The organism is Mesobacterium pallidum (assembly GCF_019966535.1).
Lineage (GTDB): Bacteria > Pseudomonadota > Alphaproteobacteria > Rhodobacterales > Rhodobacteraceae > Mesobacterium > Mesobacterium pallidum.
The window spans coordinates 81,663-100,322 of the sequence record NZ_JAIMID010000020.1 but is presented as its reverse complement, the minus strand read 5'-3'; the positions used below and the strand labels follow the sequence as shown (position 1 = coordinate 100,322).

At 69.3% G+C, this 18,660-nt stretch carries 17 protein-coding genes; 6 read left to right on the top strand and 11 right to left on the bottom strand.

The window, feature by feature from the left end; all coding sequences use genetic code 11:
* The first annotated feature begins 39 nt into the window (after positions 1-39).
* Positions 40-912, top strand: coding sequence for a 4-hydroxy-tetrahydrodipicolinate synthase (dapA, locus tag MF270_RS23090; protein WP_238368150.1), 873 nt, complete (start codon positions 40-42; stop codon positions 910-912).
* Positions 913-966: 54 nt separating this feature from the next.
* On the opposite strand, the gene MF270_RS23085 is transcribed toward dapA, so the two are convergent.
* From MF270_RS23085 to mnmC2, 5 genes are all read right to left on the bottom strand, one after another.
* Positions 967-1,929 (bottom strand): zinc-binding metallopeptidase family protein, encoded by a 963-nt coding sequence (locus tag MF270_RS23085; RefSeq protein ID WP_238368149.1) that lies wholly within the window; start codon positions 1,927-1,929, stop codon positions 967-969.
* Positions 1,930-1,993: 64 nt separating this feature from the next.
* Entirely contained in the window at positions 1,994-2,485 is a 492-nt protein-coding gene (locus MF270_RS23080) for an ureidoglycolate lyase (protein WP_238368148.1), read from the bottom strand.
* The gene (gene puuE / locus MF270_RS23075) at positions 2,482-3,897 is read right to left on the bottom strand and encodes an allantoinase PuuE (RefSeq protein WP_238368147.1); all 1,416 of its coding nucleotides are present in this window, start codon (positions 3,895-3,897) and stop codon (positions 2,482-2,484) included. Before puuE ends, MF270_RS23080 begins: the two co-directional genes overlap by 4 nt.
* Before the next feature lie 197 nt (positions 3,898-4,094).
* Entirely contained in the window at positions 4,095-4,979 is an 885-nt protein-coding gene (locus MF270_RS23070) for a DMT family transporter (protein WP_238368146.1), read from the bottom strand.
* On the bottom strand, positions 4,976-5,650 hold the full coding sequence (gene mnmC2 / locus MF270_RS23065; protein WP_238368145.1) for a tRNA (5-methylaminomethyl-2-thiouridine)(34)-methyltransferase MnmC2: 675 nt from the start codon (positions 5,648-5,650) through the stop codon (positions 4,976-4,978). The genes MF270_RS23070 and mnmC2 overlap by 4 nt, the downstream gene beginning before the upstream one ends.
* 48 nt (positions 5,651-5,698) lie before the next feature.
* Here mnmC2 and MF270_RS23060 point away from each other — a divergent pair, with 48 nt between their 5' ends.
* Positions 5,699-6,847, top strand: a complete 1,149-nt coding sequence (locus tag MF270_RS23060) for an NAD(P)/FAD-dependent oxidoreductase (RefSeq protein ID WP_238368144.1) — start codon at positions 5,699-5,701, stop codon at positions 6,845-6,847.
* Between the two features lie 236 nt (positions 6,848-7,083).
* Here the strand turns inward: MF270_RS23060 and purH are convergent, their stop codons facing one another.
* From purH to rbfA, 3 genes are all read right to left on the bottom strand, one after another.
* Positions 7,084-8,676 carry a bifunctional phosphoribosylaminoimidazolecarboxamide formyltransferase/IMP cyclohydrolase gene (gene purH / locus MF270_RS23055; protein ID WP_238368143.1) on the bottom strand — a complete coding sequence of 531 codons (1,593 nt, stop codon included), beginning with the start codon at positions 8,674-8,676 and terminating at the stop codon, positions 7,084-7,086.
* 90 nt (positions 8,677-8,766) lie between these two features.
* A complete protein-coding gene (locus MF270_RS23050) occupies positions 8,767-9,504 on the bottom strand; it encodes a phosphodiester glycosidase family protein (RefSeq protein WP_238368142.1) in 738 nt (245 codons plus the stop codon).
* Positions 9,501-9,896, bottom strand: coding sequence for a 30S ribosome-binding factor RbfA (rbfA, locus tag MF270_RS23045; protein ID WP_238368141.1), 396 nt, complete (start codon positions 9,894-9,896; stop codon positions 9,501-9,503). Before rbfA ends, MF270_RS23050 begins: the two co-directional genes overlap by 4 nt.
* 85 nt (positions 9,897-9,981) lie before the next feature.
* On the opposite strand from rbfA, the gene dapB reads away from it, so the two are divergent.
* Positions 9,982-10,803: a 4-hydroxy-tetrahydrodipicolinate reductase gene (dapB, locus tag MF270_RS23040; protein WP_238368140.1), complete on the top strand. Its 822-nt coding sequence runs from the start codon at positions 9,982-9,984 to the stop codon at positions 10,801-10,803.
* Positions 10,804-10,892: 89 nt separating this feature from the next.
* Here dapB and MF270_RS23035 read toward each other — a convergent pair whose 3' ends face one another.
* Positions 10,893-11,069, bottom strand: coding sequence for a DUF1674 domain-containing protein (locus MF270_RS23035; RefSeq protein WP_238368139.1), 177 nt, complete (start codon positions 11,067-11,069; stop codon positions 10,893-10,895).
* Between the two features lie 64 nt (positions 11,070-11,133).
* Between MF270_RS23035 and MF270_RS23030 the strand changes: the two genes are divergently transcribed.
* Positions 11,134-12,546 carry an RsmB/NOP family class I SAM-dependent RNA methyltransferase gene (locus tag MF270_RS23030; protein ID WP_272490858.1) on the top strand — a complete coding sequence of 471 codons (1,413 nt, stop codon included), beginning with the start codon at positions 11,134-11,136 and terminating at the stop codon, positions 12,544-12,546.
* A gap of 153 nt (positions 12,547-12,699) precedes the next feature.
* Positions 12,700-14,442 (top strand): heparinase II/III family protein, encoded by a 1,743-nt coding sequence (locus MF270_RS23025; RefSeq protein ID WP_238368138.1) that lies wholly within the window; start codon positions 12,700-12,702, stop codon positions 14,440-14,442.
* Between the two features lie 92 nt (positions 14,443-14,534).
* Here the strand turns inward: MF270_RS23025 and MF270_RS23020 are convergent, their stop codons facing one another.
* Positions 14,535-16,466 (bottom strand): vWA domain-containing protein, encoded by a 1,932-nt coding sequence (locus tag MF270_RS23020; RefSeq protein ID WP_238368137.1) that lies wholly within the window; start codon positions 16,464-16,466, stop codon positions 14,535-14,537.
* Positions 16,463-16,999, bottom strand: coding sequence for an RNA polymerase sigma factor (locus tag MF270_RS23015; protein ID WP_238368136.1), 537 nt, complete (start codon positions 16,997-16,999; stop codon positions 16,463-16,465). The genes MF270_RS23020 and MF270_RS23015 overlap by 4 nt, the downstream gene beginning before the upstream one ends.
* Positions 17,000-17,149: 150 nt before the next feature.
* On the opposite strand from MF270_RS23015, the gene MF270_RS23010 reads away from it, so the two are divergent.
* Complete coding sequence (locus MF270_RS23010) at positions 17,150-18,658, top strand: calcium-binding protein (RefSeq protein ID WP_238368135.1); 1,509 nt, start codon at positions 17,150-17,152, stop codon at positions 18,656-18,658.
* Positions 18,659-18,660 lie beyond the last annotated feature (2 nt).

Here is an 18,660-nt window from a genome sequence, read left to right as displayed (position 1 = left end):
GCGGGTCGAATTCCCCGCCCAGACAATGAGGAGCGTGTCATGTTCAAAGGCTCGATGCCAGCCCTGGTCACGCCGTTCAAGGACGGCGCCGTGGATCTGGACACGCTCAAGAAACTCGTCGACTGGCACATTTCCGAGGGATCGCATGGCCTTGTCCCCGTCGGCACGACCGGCGAAAGCCCGACCCTGACCCATGCCGAGCATGAGCTGGTTGTGCAAGAGGTCGTCAAGGCCGCCGCGGGCCGCGTGCCCGTCCTGGCCGGCGCCGGATCGAACAACACCGCCGAATCGCTGCGGCTGGTGGGCCATGCCAAGGACGTGGGGGCCGATGGCGCGCTGGTGGTGACGCCCTATTACAACCGCCCGACGCAGGACGGCATGATCGCGCATTTCTCGGCGCTGGAAAAGCTGGGCCTGCCGATCATCATCTACAACATCCCGATCCGTTCGGCAGTGGACATGACGCCCGAGACGATGGGCGTGCTGTCGCACCTGCCGAACATCGTCGGCGTCAAGGACGCGACCGCGGACCTTTCCCGCGTCTCCAAGCAGCGGCTGACCTGCGGGCATGACTTCATCCAGCTCTCGGGCGAGGACCCGACCGCCGTGGGCTTCAACGCGCAGGGCGGCGTCGGCTGCATCTCCGTGACCGCCAACGTCGCGCCGCGCCTCTGTGCAGAGATGCAGGAGGCGACGGCCAACGGCGAATACAAGCTGGCGCTCGAGATCCAGGATCGGCTGATGCCGCTGCACCTGGCGATCTTCACCGAGCCGGGCCTCGTTGGCGTGAAATACGCCATGAGCCTGCTGGGCCTGTGCGAGCCCGACGTGCGCACCCCGCTGGTGCCGCTGACCGAGCCCACGCGCGAAAAGGTCCGCCACGGGATGCGCCACGCGGGCCTGATCAACTGATCTGACCGGAATGGATTGACGGGACGGGGCGCGGCTTTCGCGCCCCGTTTTGCGTCACAGGGGCGGCATCCGCAGCCAGCGATGGACAAAGCCCAGCTTGTCCTGCACCCCCGGCCCGATCACGAAGGGGTAGAGATCGGCCAGGTCAAGCGCGCGGTTCACGTGGTTGATCGCCAGCGAGACGTCGATCGCCTCGCGCACCACGCGCTCCGCATCCTCTTCGCGATAGGCGTCGTAGCCCTCGGGCACCGATCCGGGCAGGGTCAACCCGGCCTGCGCCGCACTGTCGAGCATGTCGACGAGGTGCAGCAGGTGGGCCGTCGTCTCGGCCCAGTCCTCGTGCGGATGCGATGTCGCGTAGCTGGTGATGTAATGGCTGCCCGCCGGTTGCGGATCGGCGTAGTGGCGTTTCAGCGCATCGCCGTAATCGGCCCGCTCGTCGCCGAAAAGCCCCCGGAAGGCCGCCGGGAAATCGGGCCGCTGCATCAGCCGTAGGTGCAGGAAATGCGCCGTCTCGTGCCGCATGTGGCCGATCATGGTGCGGTAGAGCTCGCCCAGCTCTTCCTGCCGCTTCGCCAGCGTCGCCTCGGAGGCTTCGGAGACGTTGATGGTGATCAGCCCGTTCGCATGGCCCATGATCACGTCGGTTTCGCCCTTGGCGGTCTTTTCCGACAGCAGCCGGAACACCGGCCGGGCGCCGGGGTCATCCGGCGTGAACCAGCCCCAGCGCGCGAGGTTGGCGAGGATCCAGCGCTTGGCCTGCTCGGTCCAGCCCCACAGCTCGACGTTTTCCGGCGCGCCGAGGTCGGGCACCATCTCGGTCATCGCGCAGGACCGGCAAAGCCCGTCCGTCTCGGCCTGCCAGTTGCAGCCGATCTTGCTGCGGTTCCGGCAGGAGGCGCCGTGTACATGCATGTGCTGCGCATCCGGGTCGAAGACCACGCGCTGCCCGCATTGGCAGATCGTGTTGTGAAACCAGATCCGCTGGTTGCATGTCGGACAGGTGAAGGTCTGCATGGGGGTCGGTTCCTGCATTGTGCGGCGACCAACCCGCGGGGCCGGCGGCGGTTCCATGGCGCGCTCAGGCGCCGGCGACGATTTCCCAGGGCTCGGAGAGCGGGAATTCCTCGAGGTTGGCGCCGATGCCGATGCGGTCGATCACCGCGAACAGGCCGGGCGCATGAAGCGGCGTCAGCACCCCGTGCCAGGTCGCGCGGTGAAAGTTCACCCCCTGGCCCGGCGCGGTGACAAATGCGCGGGGCGTGCCTGGCCGCGCGCCCATGTCGGGCGCGACGATCACCAGGAACGGGTGTTCATGCATCGGCAGAAAGCACTGGCTGCCGTCCGGGTGCCGTTCCAAGAGGTCGAGCGTATAGGGCAGGCTGCGCGGCTCGGCATCGAACAGCGACACGCCCGCGCGCCCGCCGACAAGGTCGATCCGCACCCGGTCATGGTAGCGCCCGCATTTGCCGGCGTTGATGATCTTGTCGGGGTTGCCGGCGGTGTCGATCACCTGGCCGAAGGGGGCAAAGGCCTCGGACGTCAGCGGTTCGGTCGCGATCTGGCGGCTCATGGCAGGATGTCCTTGAGACGCCAGGCCGCGATGCGTTCGACCTGGGCGCAGGCCTCGGCGAACTCGGTCTCGGTGTCGTTCTCGATCCGGCGGTAGAAGGCCTCGAGGATCGACGCCTTGGTGTTGTCGCGCACCGCGATGATGAAGGGAAAGCCGTGCTTTTCGACGTATTGCGCGTTGAGCGCCTGGAAGGTCTCGCGCTCGGTATCGGTCAGGGCGTCAAGCCCGGCGCTGGCCTGTTCGAAGGTCGATTCCTCGGTCAGCCGCTTGGCCGCAGCCAGCTTGCCGGCGAGGTCCGGGTGGGCCTTCAGCACCTCGAGCTTCTTCTCGGTCGGTGCGGTGCGCAGCACGCGGGCGAGCGCATTGGCGAGGCCGGTGGCGGTGTCGTGGGCCGGGCCCAGCTCCAGCTCCCAGGCGCCTTCGGCCACCCAGGGGGAGTGTTCGACGATGCCGCCGTAGAGCGCGACAAAGCGCGACTTGTCCATCTGGCTCGGCCGCTCGAAGCGCTGGTGCGGATGGGTTTCGGCCCAGTGGCGCGCGATGTCGACCCGGCGCGGGGTCCAGACGCCGTCGAATTTCGCGATGTAGTCGAGGAACTTCTTCAGTCCCTCGATCTTGCCCGGCCGGCCGATCAGGCGGCAATGGAGGCCAATGGACATCATGGCCGGGCGGCCCGCCTCGCCCTCGGCGTAGAGCGTGTTGAAGGCGGCCTTGAGGTACTGGTAGAACTGCTTGCCCGTGATCCAGCCGGGGCTGGTGGCGAACCGCATGTCGTTCGCCTCGAGCGTATAGGGGATGATCAGCTGGTCGCGGTCCCCGACCTCGAGCCAGTAGGGCAGGTCGTCGTCATATGTGTCGCTGATATAGTCGAAGCCGCCCTCCTCGGCGACCAGCCGCACAGTGTTGGCGCTGCAGCGGCCGGTGTACCAGCCGACCGGGCGTTCGCCCACGACCTCGGTGTGCAGGCGGATCGCCTCGGCGATCGACGCGCGCTCTTCCTCCTCGGGCATGTCCTTGTGTTCGACCCACTTGAGACCATGCGAGGCGATTTCCCAGTCCGCGGCCTTCATCGCCGCGACCTGTTCGGGGCTGCGGGCCAGGGCCGAGGCGACGCCGTAGATGGTCAGCGGGATCTCACGCTCGGTAAAAAGGCGATGCAGCCGCCAGAACCCGGCCCGCGCGCCGTATTCGTAGATCGATTCCATGTTCCAGTGGCGTTGCCCCGGCCACATGGCCGCGCCCGCGATGTCCGACAGGAAGGCTTCGGAGGCGGCGTCGCCGTGCAGCACCGAGTTCTCGCCGCCTTCCTCGTAGTTCAGCACGAACTGGACGGCGACCTTGGCATTGCCGGGCCACCCGGCGTCCGGGGGGGTGGGGCCATGACCGATCATGTTGCGGGGATATCTGTTCATCGGCGGCCTCCGGGAATGTGGTCAGCGGGCTGGGGTGCCCCATGGGACAGGGTTAGCCCCGCCCATGCAGAAAGGGAAGGTCTGCCTGATCCAATTGGGTGCTACGCACGCATGTCGGATTGCGTTCGGGCCACGCAGGCCTTGGGGGGCTGTCTGCCCCCCAAACCCCCCGAAGGTATTTTCAAAACGATGAAGGATCAGGGGCGGCGGGCCCGCCGGGCGGTGCGTTGTTCGCGCCAGAGGGTGAAGAGGCCGGCGGCGATGATCAGGACAGCACCGATGGCCACGTTGGGGCGCAGGGTTTCGCCGAAAAGCGTGAGGCCGAGGGCGGAGGCGAAGACCAGTTGCAGGTAGGCGAAGGGCTGGACCGAGCTCGCCTCGGCCACCTCGTAGCACTTGATCAGCAGGAAGTGTCCGCCCGCGCCGGTGAGGCACAGGAGCGCCATCCAGCCCCAGTCGGGGGCCGTCATCGGCTCCCAGAACCAGGCACCGATGGCGGTCATGAGGATGACGCCCGGCACGCCGGTCCAGAAGAAGCTGGTGGAGGAACTGTCCTGCCGCGCCACGTAGCGGGTCAGCAGGCCGTAGAGCGCGAACATGAGCGCGGCGATGAGCGGCACGATGGCGGCGGGAGAGAAGACGTTCGAGCCCGGGTCGAGGATGATGAGGACGCCGACGAAGCCGACGCCGATGGCCGACCAGCGCCGCCAGCCGACCTTTTCGCCGAGGATCGGGCCGGACAGGGCCGCGACCAGCAGCGGGTAGGCGATGAAGACCGCGTGGCTTTCGACGAGGCCCAGGAGGGTGAAGGCGGCGACCATGACGCAGATCTCGGCCGCAAGAAGCAGGCCGCGGAAGATCTGGACCACGGGCTGTTTCGTGCTGACCGACCGGCGCAGGCCGCCCGGCGCGCGGGCGGCCATGGTGACGACGAAGGCGGCGAAGAACCAGTAGCGGATCATCACCACCATGTAGACGTTGTACTCGCCGGCCAGGTGGCGCGACAGCCCGTCCTGCATGGCAAAGACAAAGGTGGTGGCGATCATCAGCAAGATGCCGAGCCGGGTGTTCTGTTCGGTCATGCCGGGCGCCTCGCGCGGGTCATGTGGCGTTTGCGGCCGTAGCCTTGCGTGCGGGTGACGTCGAAACCGGCCTCGGCCAGCGCGCGGCGCACGTGGCCGGCAGCGGTGTAGGTCGCGGCACTGCCGCCCGGGGCGGTATGGGCGTGGACCTCGGCCATGAGCTCCGGCGCCCAGAGTTCGGGGTTCTTGGCGGGCGAGAAGCCGTCGAGGAACCAGGCGTCGGCCCTGCCGTCCCAGGCGGGCAGCGTCTCGCGCGCGTCGCCGGTGAGGAGGGTAAAGTGCAGGTCGGGCAGGTCGATCACCTGCGCCGTACCGGTCCAGTGCGGGGCAAGGTCATCCGCCACCGGCGCCAGCGCCGGAAAGGCCGCCTGGGCGCGGATCATGTCGGCGGGGGCCATGGGGAAGGCCTCGAAACTGGTGACATGCAGCCGACCGGGGATGCCCGTCGCGCGCCATGTCGCGAGCGCGGTCAGCAGGTTCAGCCCGGTGCCGAAGCCCAGCTCGGCCACTTGGAATCCATCGCGGAACCGCTCCGGCAGGTCGTTGCCGGCAAGGAAGACGTGGCGCGTCTCGTCCATCCCGCTGTCGAGCGAGAAATAGGGGTCGTCGAAGCGGCGCGATACGGGCACGTCTCCGGCGCGCCAATCAAGCTGGGGCGGGTGGTCGGTCATGCGGGGATACCTTAGAAGTCACGCAGACCTACGCATGGGGGCAGGGGAATGGCAAGCATCGACGTGACGATCCTGGGGGCCGGGGCCTTCGGGCTGGGCATCGCCTGGGCCTGTGCGCGGCGCGGGGCGCGGGTGCGGGTGGTCGATCCGGGTGGCGTCGGGGCGGGGGCCTCGGGCGGGGTCGTGGGGGCGCTGGCGCCGCATGTGCCCGAGGCGTGGAACGAGAAGAAGGCGTTCCAGTTCGAGAGCCTCGACATGGGGGAAGCGTTCTGGGGTGAGGTGGCGGAGGTCTCGGGCCTGTCGCCGGGCTACGCGCGGACGGGGCGGCTTCAGCCCCTGGCGGATGCGGCCGCGGTGAGCCTGGCGCAGGCCCGGGCCGGGACGGCGCGGGCGCTGTGGCAGGGGCGCTACGCCTGGGAGGTGATCGCGGCGGAGGGCGCGCCCTGGGAGCCGCAGAGCGCCTCGGGGATGCTCGTGCGCGACGACCTGACCGCGCGCATCCATCCTCGCCGGGCCTGTGCCGCGCTGGCGGGCGCGATCCGGGCGCGGGGGGGCGAGATCGTCGAGACGGCCGAGATGCAGGGCGTGGTGGTCCATGCCACCGGCTGGCAGGGCTTCGACGCGCTGAACACAGCCTTCGGGCGGCAGGTGGGGGTCGGCGTCAAGGGGCAGGCCGCGCTCTTGTCCTACGCCGCGCCGGACGCGCCGCAGCTCTTCGCCGACGCGCTGCATATCGTGCCGCATGAGGATGGGACCGTGGCCATTGGCTCGACCACGGAGCGCGACTTCGACGACCCGGCCAGCACGGATGCGCAGCTGGACGCGGTGATCGCGCGGGCGCGGGCGGCCTTTCCGGTGCTGTCCGAGGCGCCGGTGATCGCGCGCTGGGCCGGGGTGCGGCCCCGGGCACGCAGCCGGGCGCCCATGCTGGGCGAGCATCCGCTGCATCCGGGGCAATTCATCGCCAACGGCGGGTTCAAGATCGGCTTCGGCATGGCGCCGAAGGTGGCCGAAGTGATGGCGGACCTTGTGCTGGAGGGGCGGGATGCGATTCCTGCCTCCTTCAAGCCGGGCGCGTCTTTGCCGCCCGGACAGGAGGAGGCCATCCCCCGCCGGCCCGATGGGCCACAGGACGGGCAAGAGGGGGCCAGCCCCCTCGGCCTGCGGCCTCACCCCCGGAGTTTACGGGCACAATGAAGGGGATCGGGGCGCGCCAGGCTTTCAACTCTCGCAGACTATGTCCGCCGGAGGCAGCGGAACGACAGTCAGAAGGCGCCTTGTTCAGGATAGCTCGTTAGCGCGAGTGCTTTCACTTTTCCCGAAATACTCCCGCCGGAGGCATCAGGGCCATGAGACTGCGAAACGGCCAGGGACGGGGCGTCGCCTGGCCGCTTGCTCGGGAGCGGTCGCCGGTTGGAGCGCAGCGCGGCCGGTCAGTGGCGGAAGTGGCGCATGCCGGTGAAGACCATGGCCAGGCCGGCCTCGTCCGCCGCCGCGATCACCTCGTCGTCGCGCATGGACCCGCCCGGCTGGATCACGCTCGTGGCGCCGGCCGCGGCCGCTTCCAGCAACCCGTCGGCGAAGGGGAAGAAGGCGTCCGAGGCGACCGCGGACCCCTTGGTCAGCGGTTCGGGCAGGCCGAGGGCCTCGGCCATGCGTTCGGCCTTTTTCGCGGCGATCAGCGCGGAATCGAGGCGGCTCATCTGGCCGGCGCCGACACCCACGGTCGCGCCGTCCTTGACGTAGACGATGGCGTTGGACTTGACGTGCTTGCCGACCTTCCACGCGAACAGCAGGTCGGCCAGTTCCGCGTCGGTCGGTCTGCGCTTTGTCACGACCTTGAGGTCCGAAAGGCCGATGTGGCCCGCGTCCTTGTCCTGCACCAGCAGCCCGCCCGAAACCTGCCGGACCGTCATCGACGTCGCCAGCGGGTCGGCCAGCGCGCCGGTTGTCAGCAGGCGCAGGTTCTTCTTGGCGGCAAAGATCTGTTTCGCGCCCTCGGTGGCCTCGGGGGCGATGACGACCTCGGTGAAGATGCCGGTGATCGCCTCGGCCGTCTCTTCGTCCAGCGTGCCGTTCAGGGCGATGATGCCGCCAAAGGCCGAGGTGCGGTCGCAGTCGAAGGCGCGCCCGTAGGCCTCGGCCAGGGTCGCGCCCTTGGCGACGCCGCAGGGGTTGGCGTGTTTCACGATCACGCAGGCGGCGCCATCGGCGGGGGCGAATTCCGAGACCAGCTCGAAGGCGGCGTCGGTGTCGTTGATGTTGTTGTAGCTCAGCTCCTTGCCCTGGTGCTGGACCGCGGTCGCGACGCCGGGCCGGGCCGAGCCGTCGAGGTAGAAGGCCGCCTGCTGATGCGGGTTCTCGCCGTAGCGCATTTTCTGCGCCAGCGTGCCGGCAAAGACCCGGCGGCGCGGGGTCTCTGCGCCAATCGCGCAGGCCATCCAGGTCGAGACGGCCGCGTCATAGGCGCCAGTGCGGGCATAGGCGATCTGCGCCATCTTCTGGCGGAACGACAGCGAGGTCGAACCGGCGTTCGCTTCCAACTCGGCCAGCAGGGCGTGGTAGTCTTCCACGTCCACCACGGTCGTCACGAAGCCGTGGTTCTTGGCCGCCGCGCGGATCATCGCCGGGCCGCCGATGTCGATGTTCTCGATGCAGGTGTCGTAATCGGCGCCCTTGGCCACGGTTTCCTCGAACGGGTAGAGGTTGACGATCAGCAGGTCGATGGCGCCGATCTCGTGCTCTTCCATCGCCTTGACGTGCGCGGGGTTGTCGCGAAGGGCCAGCAACCCGCCGTGCACCTTGGGGTGCAGGGTCTTGACGCGGCCGTCCATCATTTCCGGGAAACCCGTGACCTCGGCCACGTCGCGCACATCGATGCCGGCCTCGCGCAGCATTCCGGCGCTGCCGCCAGTGGACAAGAGCTCGACGCCCTGCGCCGAGAGGGCTGAGGCAAGCTCGACGAGGCCGGTCTTGTCGGAAACGGAAATCAGCGCGCGACGCAGGGGCACGAGGTCGGTGGTCATCGGGGGGCTCCGGGGCAGCTTGTGGGCAGGATTCGCGCTTCCCTTACGCCATTCCGCGCCCGGATTGAACCGCGAGGATGTCGCGGGGCCTCAGCGGGGGACGACGGTGCCGAGGATCGGGCCCATGGTACGACCGCCGTCGCGGCGCCCGTTCGCCGGGTCGTGCAGGCGGCTGACGTTGCCGTCGAAGTAAAGCGCCTGGGGCAGCTCCAGCACGTCGCGGAAGAGGCGGCCGAACTCGTGGAAGGTCACCGGGTTCTGCGAGATGGCGAGGACAACGCGGTCGCCGGCCTCGGTCGTGCCGACCCCGTTGCGAATGTAGCGCGAGGTGCTGTCGACCAGGAACCGGGGGTGCAACGCGCCGTCGATCACCAGCATGGGGCCCGATTGCGAGGCATGGCGGCAGGCGGGCGGGGCAGCCTCGAAGGCCTTCGTCTCGATCACCCGCGCCCAGCCGTCGCCGATGCAGAAGACGCCGTTCGGCAGCAGGCCGAAATTGCCGGGACCGGCCGAGGTGACCAGCCGCATCTCCTGCTGGCCGTCCTCGACGTACAGGCCGACGGGGCGGCGGTCGTCGTGGTACATGCCGGCGTTCATCGCGATGCCAAGCCGCTTGCCTTCGCCCGCCAGCGCGGCATCGACATTGCGGAAATGGCCGTAGGGCGCGCCGGTCCCGTCGCGCAGGAACAGGCGCAGCTCTTCGGTGGCCGGGTCGATGTCGCAGATCGTGTAGCGGTTCGATTCGTGGTCAATCGCGCGGCAGTCCCCGGCGAGGGCCGGGGAGAGTGCCGGCACGAGCGCCAGCAGGGCGGCCAGCAGGCGTCTCATTCGTCGGTGTCCCGGCGCACCTCGTCCTGGTCGAACAGGCGGCGGGTGTCGTCCATCCGGTCAAAGGTTTCGTCCAGCCGGAACCGCATCTCGGGCGCATACTTGAGGTTCAGCCCCTTGGACACCTGGCGCCGGATCTCGCCCTTGTTGCGCGACAGGATCTTCAGCGCGTCCTCCTGCCCCTTGCCGGCCAGCGGCAGGACAAAGGCGGTCGCGACCTTGAGGTCGGGCGAACAGCGCACCTCGCCCACGGTCAGGGACAGGCGGTTGAGGTCGGGGTCGTGGATGTCGCCCCGCTGCAGAACCTCGGACAGGCGGCGGCGCAGCAGTTCGCCGACGCGCAGCTGACGTTGAGAGGGGCCGGGGCCGTCGTTGAATCGGGAGTTTGCCATGGGCCACATCTAGAGGGGCCGCGAGGCTTTGCCAAGCGCCCGGCTTTGGGCTAGCAAGGCCTCCGACGGGAAACAGGAGCAGATCATGAGCGACTTGCCGGGAATCGTGGTGACGGGCGCCTCGGGGCGCATGGGGCAGATGCTGATCCGCACGGTGCTGGAAAGCGACAAGGCGCGTCTGGTGGGCGCGGTGGAGCGCGCGGGCCATGACTGGGTCGGCCGCGACCTCGGGCAGGCCATGGGCGGCGCGGCGCTGGGCGTGACCGTGACGGACGACGCGCTCGAGGCGTTCTCCAAGGCGCAGGCGATCCTCGATTTCACCGCGCCCGATGCGACGGTGGGCTTTGCCGACCTCGCGGCGCAGGCGCGGGCGGTGCATGTGATCGGCACGACCGGCTTTGACGAAACCCACCTGGCGCGGCTCAAGGCGGCGGCGCGGCATGCGGTGATCGTCCGCGCTGGCAACATGAGCCTTGGTGTCAACCTGTTGACCACGCTGGTGAAACGCGTGGCGGCGGCGCTGGACGAGGACTGGGACATCGAGGTGGTCGAGGCGCATCACAACCGCAAGGTCGACGCGCCCTCGGGCACCGCGCTGATGCTGGGCGAGGCAGCGGCGGCGGGTCGCGGCGTGACGCTCGAGGACGTGGCCGACCGGGGTCGCGACGGGATCACCGGGGCGCGCAAGCCGGGCGACATCGGCTTTGCCGCGATCCGGGGCGGGACCATCGTGGGCGATCACGAGGTGATCTTTGCCGGCCCGCACGAGCGGCTGGTGCTGAAACACGTGGCCGAGGACCGGTCGCTGTTCGCGCGTGGCGCGGTGCGGGCCGCGCTTTGGGGGCAGGGCAAGGGCCCGGGCGGATACGACATGCTCGACGTGCTGGGGCTGGGTGACGGGGCGTGAGGCCTAAAATCCTTCTGACGAAGGATTTTACGCAGCCGCGCGCCGGAACGAAGATTATTCGTCAGAATAATCTTCCGGGTCCAGCCCGGTCAGAAATCGATGGCGAGGCCTTTCTTCTCCCAGTCGCCGTAGCGCACGGGCTCGGGCCCGTCGCGTCCCCCCAGTTCCTTGGGCATGTCTTCGGCCTTGGCGGCCTTGCGCCGCGCCTCGGCTTCGGCAAGGGCGCGCTGGGCGGCGGGGGGCAGGTCGGGGCGGGGATCGCTCATGGCTCTTCCTTCGGCAGGCATGGCTTGATATAGGCCCCCACCGCCCCTGCCGCAAGGAATGCCCATGGCCCGCCCTCCTGCCTGCCCGCCGAAATCCGACCGTTCCGACGGGGCCAGGCGCCCGCGACCGGGGAAAGGCGCGGGGCAGGGCGGTCAGCGAAAGCCCGGCGGGTCGGACAAGCGCGGCGGACCTGATGGGTCCGACAAGCCCCGCGCGCCGAAGACCGCAAGGGGCGCCGCGCTGGACATCCTCGACCAGGTGCTGGGCCACGGCCGGCTGATGTCGGAATTGCCGAACGCCTATGACGGCCTCTCGGCCCCGGACCGGGCCCGGGCCCAGCGGCTGGCCACCCAGACCCTGCGCGGGCTCGAGCGGCTCGACCGGATGCTGCAGAAGAACCTGCGCAAGCCGCCCGACCTGCGTATCCGCAACATCCTGCGCCTCGCCCTGTTGGAACTGGCCGAGGGCGGCGACGCCCATGGCATCGTCAACGAGGCCGTCGCGCTGGCGGGTGCCCGCTCCAAGACCGCCCATTTCAAGGGCCTCGTCAACGCCGTGCTGCGCAAGGAATCCGAGGAGGCCCCCGCTCGCTACGCTGCCCTGCGCGTCCCGCGCCTGCCCAAGTGGCTGCGCGGCCCGCTGGTCGAAGCCTGGGGGCCGGACGCGGTCGCGGCCATGGAGACCGTGCACTTCGCCGGCGCGCCGCTGGACCTGACGCCGAAAGCCCCGGCCGAGGCCGCCGCCTGGGCCGAACGGCTGGGGGCAGACCTGCTGCCCACCGGGTCGCTGCGCCTGGCCGACGGTGGCCAGGTCACGGCGCTCGAGGGGTTCGAAGCTGGCGATTGGTGGGTGCAGGATGCCGCCGCCGCCGTGCCTGCCCGCCTGCTGGCGGCACAGCCGGGCGAGAAAGTGCTCGACCTCTGCGCCGCGCCCGGGGGCAAGACCATGCAGTTGGCCGCAACCGGGGCCGCGGTCACCGCGCTCGACCTCAGCGACACGCGCCTTGCGCGGGTGCGCGAGAACCTCGCGCGCACCGGGCTCGAGGCCGAGATCCTCGCCGCCGACATGTTCGACATCACCGACGGCGGCTATGACGCCATCCTGCTTGACGCGCCCTGTTCGGCCACCGGCACGATCCGCCGCCACCCGGACCTGCCCCATGCCCGCGACGGCGCAGGGATCGGGGAGCTCATCGAACTTCAGTCCCGGATGATCGACCATGCCCTGACGCTGCTGAAACCCGGCGGGCGGCTGGTCTTCTGCACCTGCTCGCTGATCCCCGACGAAGGCGAGGTCCAGGTCGAAGAGGCCCTCTCGCGCCATGCCGGCCTGACCGTCGACCGTGCCGCCGCCGAAGCCTTGCCGGGGATCGACCAGGCTTGGGTCGGCCCCGAGGGCGGGCTGCGCCTGCGTCCCGATTACTGGGCGGACCGGGGCGGGATGGATGGGTTCTATGCCGCGCTGCTGCGCCGCTGATCCCGCGCGGACGCCGCTTTCCCGGGCGCCGTGCCGCCCGCGGCCGCGCAGGGGCATTTCTGCGGTGACTCGCCCGGCCGGCTCACCTATGTTGCTGGGCAAGAATAATCGCCCGCAGGGTGGATGGATCTAGGCAGGCAGGCCAGGGCGCGCATGGTGAACACCGACAGCTGGGCGGCGCGTTACACGCGATGGATGCACCGCGTCCACGCGTGGTGGGCCGGTCGTGCGCGCCCGGCGACGGCCTTTGTCTGGCAGCCCGAGCCGCGCTCGATCGGCACCTTCGCCAAGGGGCGGCAGCTGACCGCGGGCAACATCCTGTTCGCCGGCACGCTGATCGAGGCACCGGACGACCTGCTCTGGGACCTGCCCGCACCCGACCCGGCCTTCGAAGCGGAGTGCCACGGGTTCGTCTGGCTCGACGACCTTGCGGCCGTGGGCGATGCGACCGCGCGGGCCCGCGCGCAGGCCTGGGCCTGGGGCTGGATCGACGCCTACGGCCGCGGCAGGGGGCCGGGCTGGTCCCCCGAGCTGACCGGGCGGCGGCTGATCCGGCTGATCCACCACGCGATCTTCCTGCTGCGCGGCACCGATACCGCCCAGTCCGAGCGCTTCTTCCGCAGCCTCGGGCGGCAGACCATCTTCCTTGGCCGGCGCTGGCAGATGACCTCGCCCGGCTTGCCCCGGTTCGAGGCGCTGACCGGGCTGCTTTATGCCGGCATCGCGCTGGAAGGGATGGAGGCCCGGATCGAGCCCGCCCTGCGCGGCCTTGCCGCCGAATGCCGCGACCAGATCGACGCCCATGGCGGCATCCCGACGCGCAACCCCGAGGAATTGCTCGAGGTCTTCGCCCTGCTGACCTGGGCCATCGCCGCGTTGACCGACTCGCATCGCGAGGTGCCCAAGGCGATCCTGCACGCGGTCGAGACCATCGCCCCCACCCTGCGCATCCTGCGTCACGCGGATGGCTCGCTCGCCCGGTTCCATGGCGGCGGGCGCGGGGTCGAGGGGCGGCTGGACCAGGCGCTGGCCGCTTCGGGCGTGCGCGACCGCAACCCCGAGGGGCTGTCGATGGGCTTCGCTCGGCTCTCGGCCGGGCGCACCAGCGTGATCGTCGACGCCGCCTCGCCGCCGAAAGGCGCGGCCAGTTACAATGCCCATGCCTCCACGCTGGCGTTCGAGCTGACTTCGGGGCGGCGCAGCGTGATCGTCAATTGCGGCTCGGGCGATGTCTTTGGTCCGGAATGGCGCCGCGCCGGGCGGGCCACGCCGTCGCATTCCACGCTGGCGATCCAGGGCTATTCCAGCGCCCGCCTCGGTCGCCCCGGCCGCATCAACGGCGCCCGGCAGGAGATGTTGGTTGACGCCCCCGCGCACGTGCCGATCGAGATGAGCCAGGCGCCGGACGGCATCCGGTTCGAGGGCGGGCATGACGGCTATGTCTCGACCCACGGGCTGACCCATGCGCGGCGGCTCGAGCTGACCTTTGACGGGCGGGGCCTTGTGGGCGAGGACATGCTGATGTGCCTCGACGAGGCGGCGGAAAGAAAGTTCGACAAGGCGCTGGATGCGGCGATGCTGCAGGGGATCGCCTGGCAGGTGCGGTTCCATTTGCACCCCGAGGTGGTGGCCGAGGCCGACATGGGCGGCATGGCGGTGTCGCTGATGCTGAAATCCGGCGAGGTCTGGGTGTTCCGCCACGACGGCAGCACGCAGATGGTGCTCGAGCCCTCGGTCTACCTCGAGCGCGGGCGGCTCAAGCCCCGCTCGTCGCAGCAGATCGTGCTGAACGGGCGGTCGTTCAAGCCGATGAGCCGGCTGCGCTGGTCGCTGTCCAAGGCGCAGGAGACGGCTGTGGCGATCCGTGATCTGCAACGGGACGAGCTGAAGATCTGACCGGGGCGCGGCGTGGCGTCGGTTGGATGTGAGTATTTTTGGAATAATGAAAGCAGGGGGCCGGGCGGTGAGGTTTCGCCCGGCCCTTTCGGTCAGCGGGCCGAGAGGGTTTCGGCCATGCGCATGAGGCGGACAGCTTCGGCGCGGTAGCCGAAGGGGTCGTCGCCCCGCGCGCCGTTGGCCAACGTGATGGCGTCGTCCCAGGACCAGCCGCCGAGGTAGGTCCCGCCGCGCAGGAGCTGGCCGAAGCCGGCGATGGCGGCGGCAAAGCGCAGCTCTGCGTCGGGGTCGGTTGTCTCGGAGGGGAGGGCGGTTTCGATCAGCTGGCTGACCTCCTGCCCCGGTGCCTTGTAGCGCAACTTGAACCAGCCCGGCTCGCCCGCGTCTCCGACCACGGGGGCGGGCTGGTAGCGCAGGGCGTCGTTGAGGATCGCGGCGCTGCCCACGGGCGTCAGCTCGTAAAGCGCGGTGACCTGGAGACCGGCGCCGATGTCGCCGGCATCGACCGCATCGTTGTTGAAATCCTCACGCCGCAGGGCGCGGGTCTCGTAGCCGATCAGGCGGTATTCGGCGATCTCGGCGGGGTTGAATTCGACCTGGATCTTGACGTCGTCGGCGATGGGGAAAAGCGCGCCGGTCAGCTGGTCGGACAGCACCTTCTGCGCCTCGGACAGGGTGTCGATATAGGCCGCCGTGCCGTTGCCGTTCTGCGCCAATGCCTGCATCGTGGCATCGTCGAGGTTGCCGCGCCCGAAGCCGAGGACCGACAGGTAGGTGCCGCCGTCACGCTTGCCCGCAATGTAATCCTTCAGCGCCTCTGGATCGCTGAGGCCGACGTTGAAATCGCCGTCGGTGGCCAGGAGGATGCGGCTGACCTCGCCATCCGCGGTCATACCCTCGGCCACCGCATAGGCCTGTTGCAGCCCTTCCTGCCCGGCGGTCGACCCGCCCGCCTCGAGCCGGTCGAGCGCGCCCAGGATCGCGGCGCGGTCGGCCGCCGGGGTGGGGGTGAGGACCTGGCCCGCGCTGCCGGCATAGGTCACGATGGCCACCTCGTCCTCGGGGCGCAGTTGCGACAGCATCAGCGACAGGCTCTGTTTCAGCAGCGGCAGCTTGTCCGCGTCCTGCATCGAGCCCGAGGTGTCGATGAGGAAGACGAGGTTCAGCGGCGGGCGATCCGCGACGGGCGGCAGGGCGCCCTGGATCGCGACGCGCAGCAGCCGGGTGTCCGCGTTCCACGGGGTCTGGGTCAGCGTGAGCGTGGGGCGGAAGGCAGCGGCGGGTTCTGGCGCGGGATAGGCATAGGGGAAGTAGTTCACCATCTCCTCGATCCGTACGGCCTCGGCCGGGGGCAGGTCGCCGCGCATCAGGGACGAACGCAGGATCGACCACGACGCCGTGTCGACATCGACCGAGAAGGTGCTGACCGGCTCCTCGGCCACCCGTTTGACGGGGTTCGGGTCGGCATGGGCGAAGGCTTCGGTGTCGGCCTCGGGCAGGGGGCGCATGTCGGGCAGGGGCACGGGGCGCTGCATGGCGGGGGCCGGGGCCGATTTCATCGCGCGGCCCATGGCCTGGTCGGGAGCGGACGGGAGGGCGGCCGTCTCTTCGACGATGACCGGAGCCTCGATGATCGGCTCGGCGAGGGTTTCGGGCGCCTCGCGCTCGGCATCGGCCAGGGTCGCGTCGTCGCTGCCGACCTCGGCCCTCATCGGCGCGCGGCCGGGCAATTCGGTGAGTTGCGGCAGGGCCACGACGAGGCCAAGCGCGACAAGGGCGGTGGATCCGGCCAAGAGGCCGCGATGTCCGATCTGGGCAAACATGTCTTTCACTCCTGCAAGAAGCCCCCGACGGGGGCGATCAGGAGTAGGACGCAGCCCGTCCCGCGATCCTTGTAGCGCATCGAAATTTTTTCGCGCCAGCGCCAGATCGGCCGCCTTGCGGGCGGCGTCCGGTTCGGGCGTGGCGGCGCGGATGGCGGCGGCCAGGTCGTCCAGATCGTCGAAATCGTCGGGGTCGCTCATGGCGCGCCCTCCTTGTCCTTCAGCGCGCGGAGGCGTTTCTTTGCCTCGCTCACGCGCCATGAAATCGTGCCTTCGCTGACGCCCAGAACCTCGGCCGCCTGGGCATGGGTCATGTCGTCCAGCACCAGCGCCAGCGTGTCGCGCAGGTCGTCCGGCAGGGCGCGCATGGCGCGGGTCAGCCAGTCGAGCCGCTCGGCCGCTTCGTCCATCGCGGCTTGCCGAGACAGTTCCCAGTCGCCCCAGCCGCCGGCGGCGCGGGCATGGGCCGCCTGGCGCCGCCGCCGGTCATGGGCGGCATTCACCACCACGCGGTAAAGCCAGCTACGCAGCGCCGCGCGCCCGTCGAACCCCGCCATCCTGGCGGGCAGGGCGGCGCAGATGTCCTGGGTCAGATCCTCGGCCTCGGCCCGCGATCCGGTCAGCCGGAACGCCAGCCGGAAGAGCCCGTCGTAATGCCGCCCCAGCAGCGCGGCAAAGGCCGCCCCGTCGCCGCCTGCCGCGGCCCGTGCCAGGTCCTGGTCGTCGCATTCCATCCGCATCACCAAGATAGGACGCAGCCCAAAGGTCAATCCTTGGCGCGGATCTGACACTTTCTGCCGGCTCCCGTCCTGCGCGACGTCCAACATTTCCAGACCCCGTCGGATCTGGCACAGTGACCGGGCATTGTTCAGAGGAGATTTGCCATGGCCACGTTCTTCATTCCCTCGAGCGGCGGCGGGACCGGCGTGCAGCACACGCTGGCCCAGGCCGACGATATCCTGGTCGCCAGCGGCGTCGAACGCTACAGCGAAAACGATTCGGTGATCGTCGGTGCCGGCAACAACTTGGTTATGCTCTCGCCCGATGCGACGCTGGCCACCTTCTCGGCCTCTTACGGCGAATCGGCCATCCAGCTGGGCGAAAACACCGTTTCGGCGTCGGGCAACAACAGCGTCACGATTTCGGACGGCGCCAGCATCATCTCGAACAACGCGGGCGTCGCGTTGTACGGGGGCGACGGCCATGTCACCAATTTCGGCACGATCAGCGCCGAGACCGTGGGAGTCGAAGCGTCGAACGGCGATCTCGGCGTCAATGTCGTCATGAACCACGGGGCCATCACCGGCATCTCGATCGCGGTGCGCGTCTGGGAGGGCTCGATCATCCACAACTTCGGGACGGCCTCGGGCCAGTTCTTCGGCCTTGTCGGCCGGGACGGGGGCAACCTCATCACCAATTTCGGTCAGGTTGCGGGAAATGCGGCCATCTGGATGGGAGGCACCGGAGCGGGCGACGACACCAACCAGTTCGTCAATTCGGGCGCGGTGCTGGGCGGTGATTACGGCGTCTTCAGCAATGCCGGGGGGATCGCGATCACCAATTCCGGCACGATCTCAAGCCTGGGGCAGGACTCCGGCGTCGCGACGATCTATCACAACAGCACCGATACCGCGGGCAGCTACGCGCTGTACAACACCGGCGTCATAACGGGCGCGCGCGCCTATTGGGGCGCCACGGTCACCGACGAAATCGAGAACGCGGGCGTGATCCTTGGCCAGATCGACCTGAACGCGGGCAACGACCTTTACAACGGCCGGAACGGAGAGGTCACCGGCCCCGTGTCGGGCGGCGACGGGGCGGACAGGCTGTATGGCGGGGACGAGGACAACCACTTTGCAGGGGACGCAGGCGATGACGAGCTGCGCGGCGCCGGCGGGTCGGACACGCTGCAGGGTGGGGATGGGCTCGACACGCTTGGCGGGGGCGACGGGGACGACCGGCTCGATGGCGGCAAGGGCGCGGACGAACTGCGCGGCGCGGCCGGAGAGGACACGCTGTTCGGCGGCGACTGGCGTGACACGCTGCACGGCGGGTCGGGCGACGACACGCTCTTCGGTGGCGGCGGCGACGATTCGCTGTTGGGCGGCACCGGCGATGACACGATGACCGGCGGCTCGGGGGCGGATGTCTTCGTACTGGGGCCCTGGTCCGGGTCGGACCTGATCACCGATTTCCAGGACGGCATCGACAAGATCGACATCAGCCGGTTCGGGCTGCAGGCCGGCGCCTATGGCACCGATATCGCCCCGGCAATCAGCGGCGCCGGTGGCGGCAGCCTGCGGTTCGACCTTGCGCAGATGGGCGGCAATGGCATCGTCATCATCGAGGGCATCTGGATCGGCCAGGTCGACGCGAGCGATTTCATCTTTTGAAC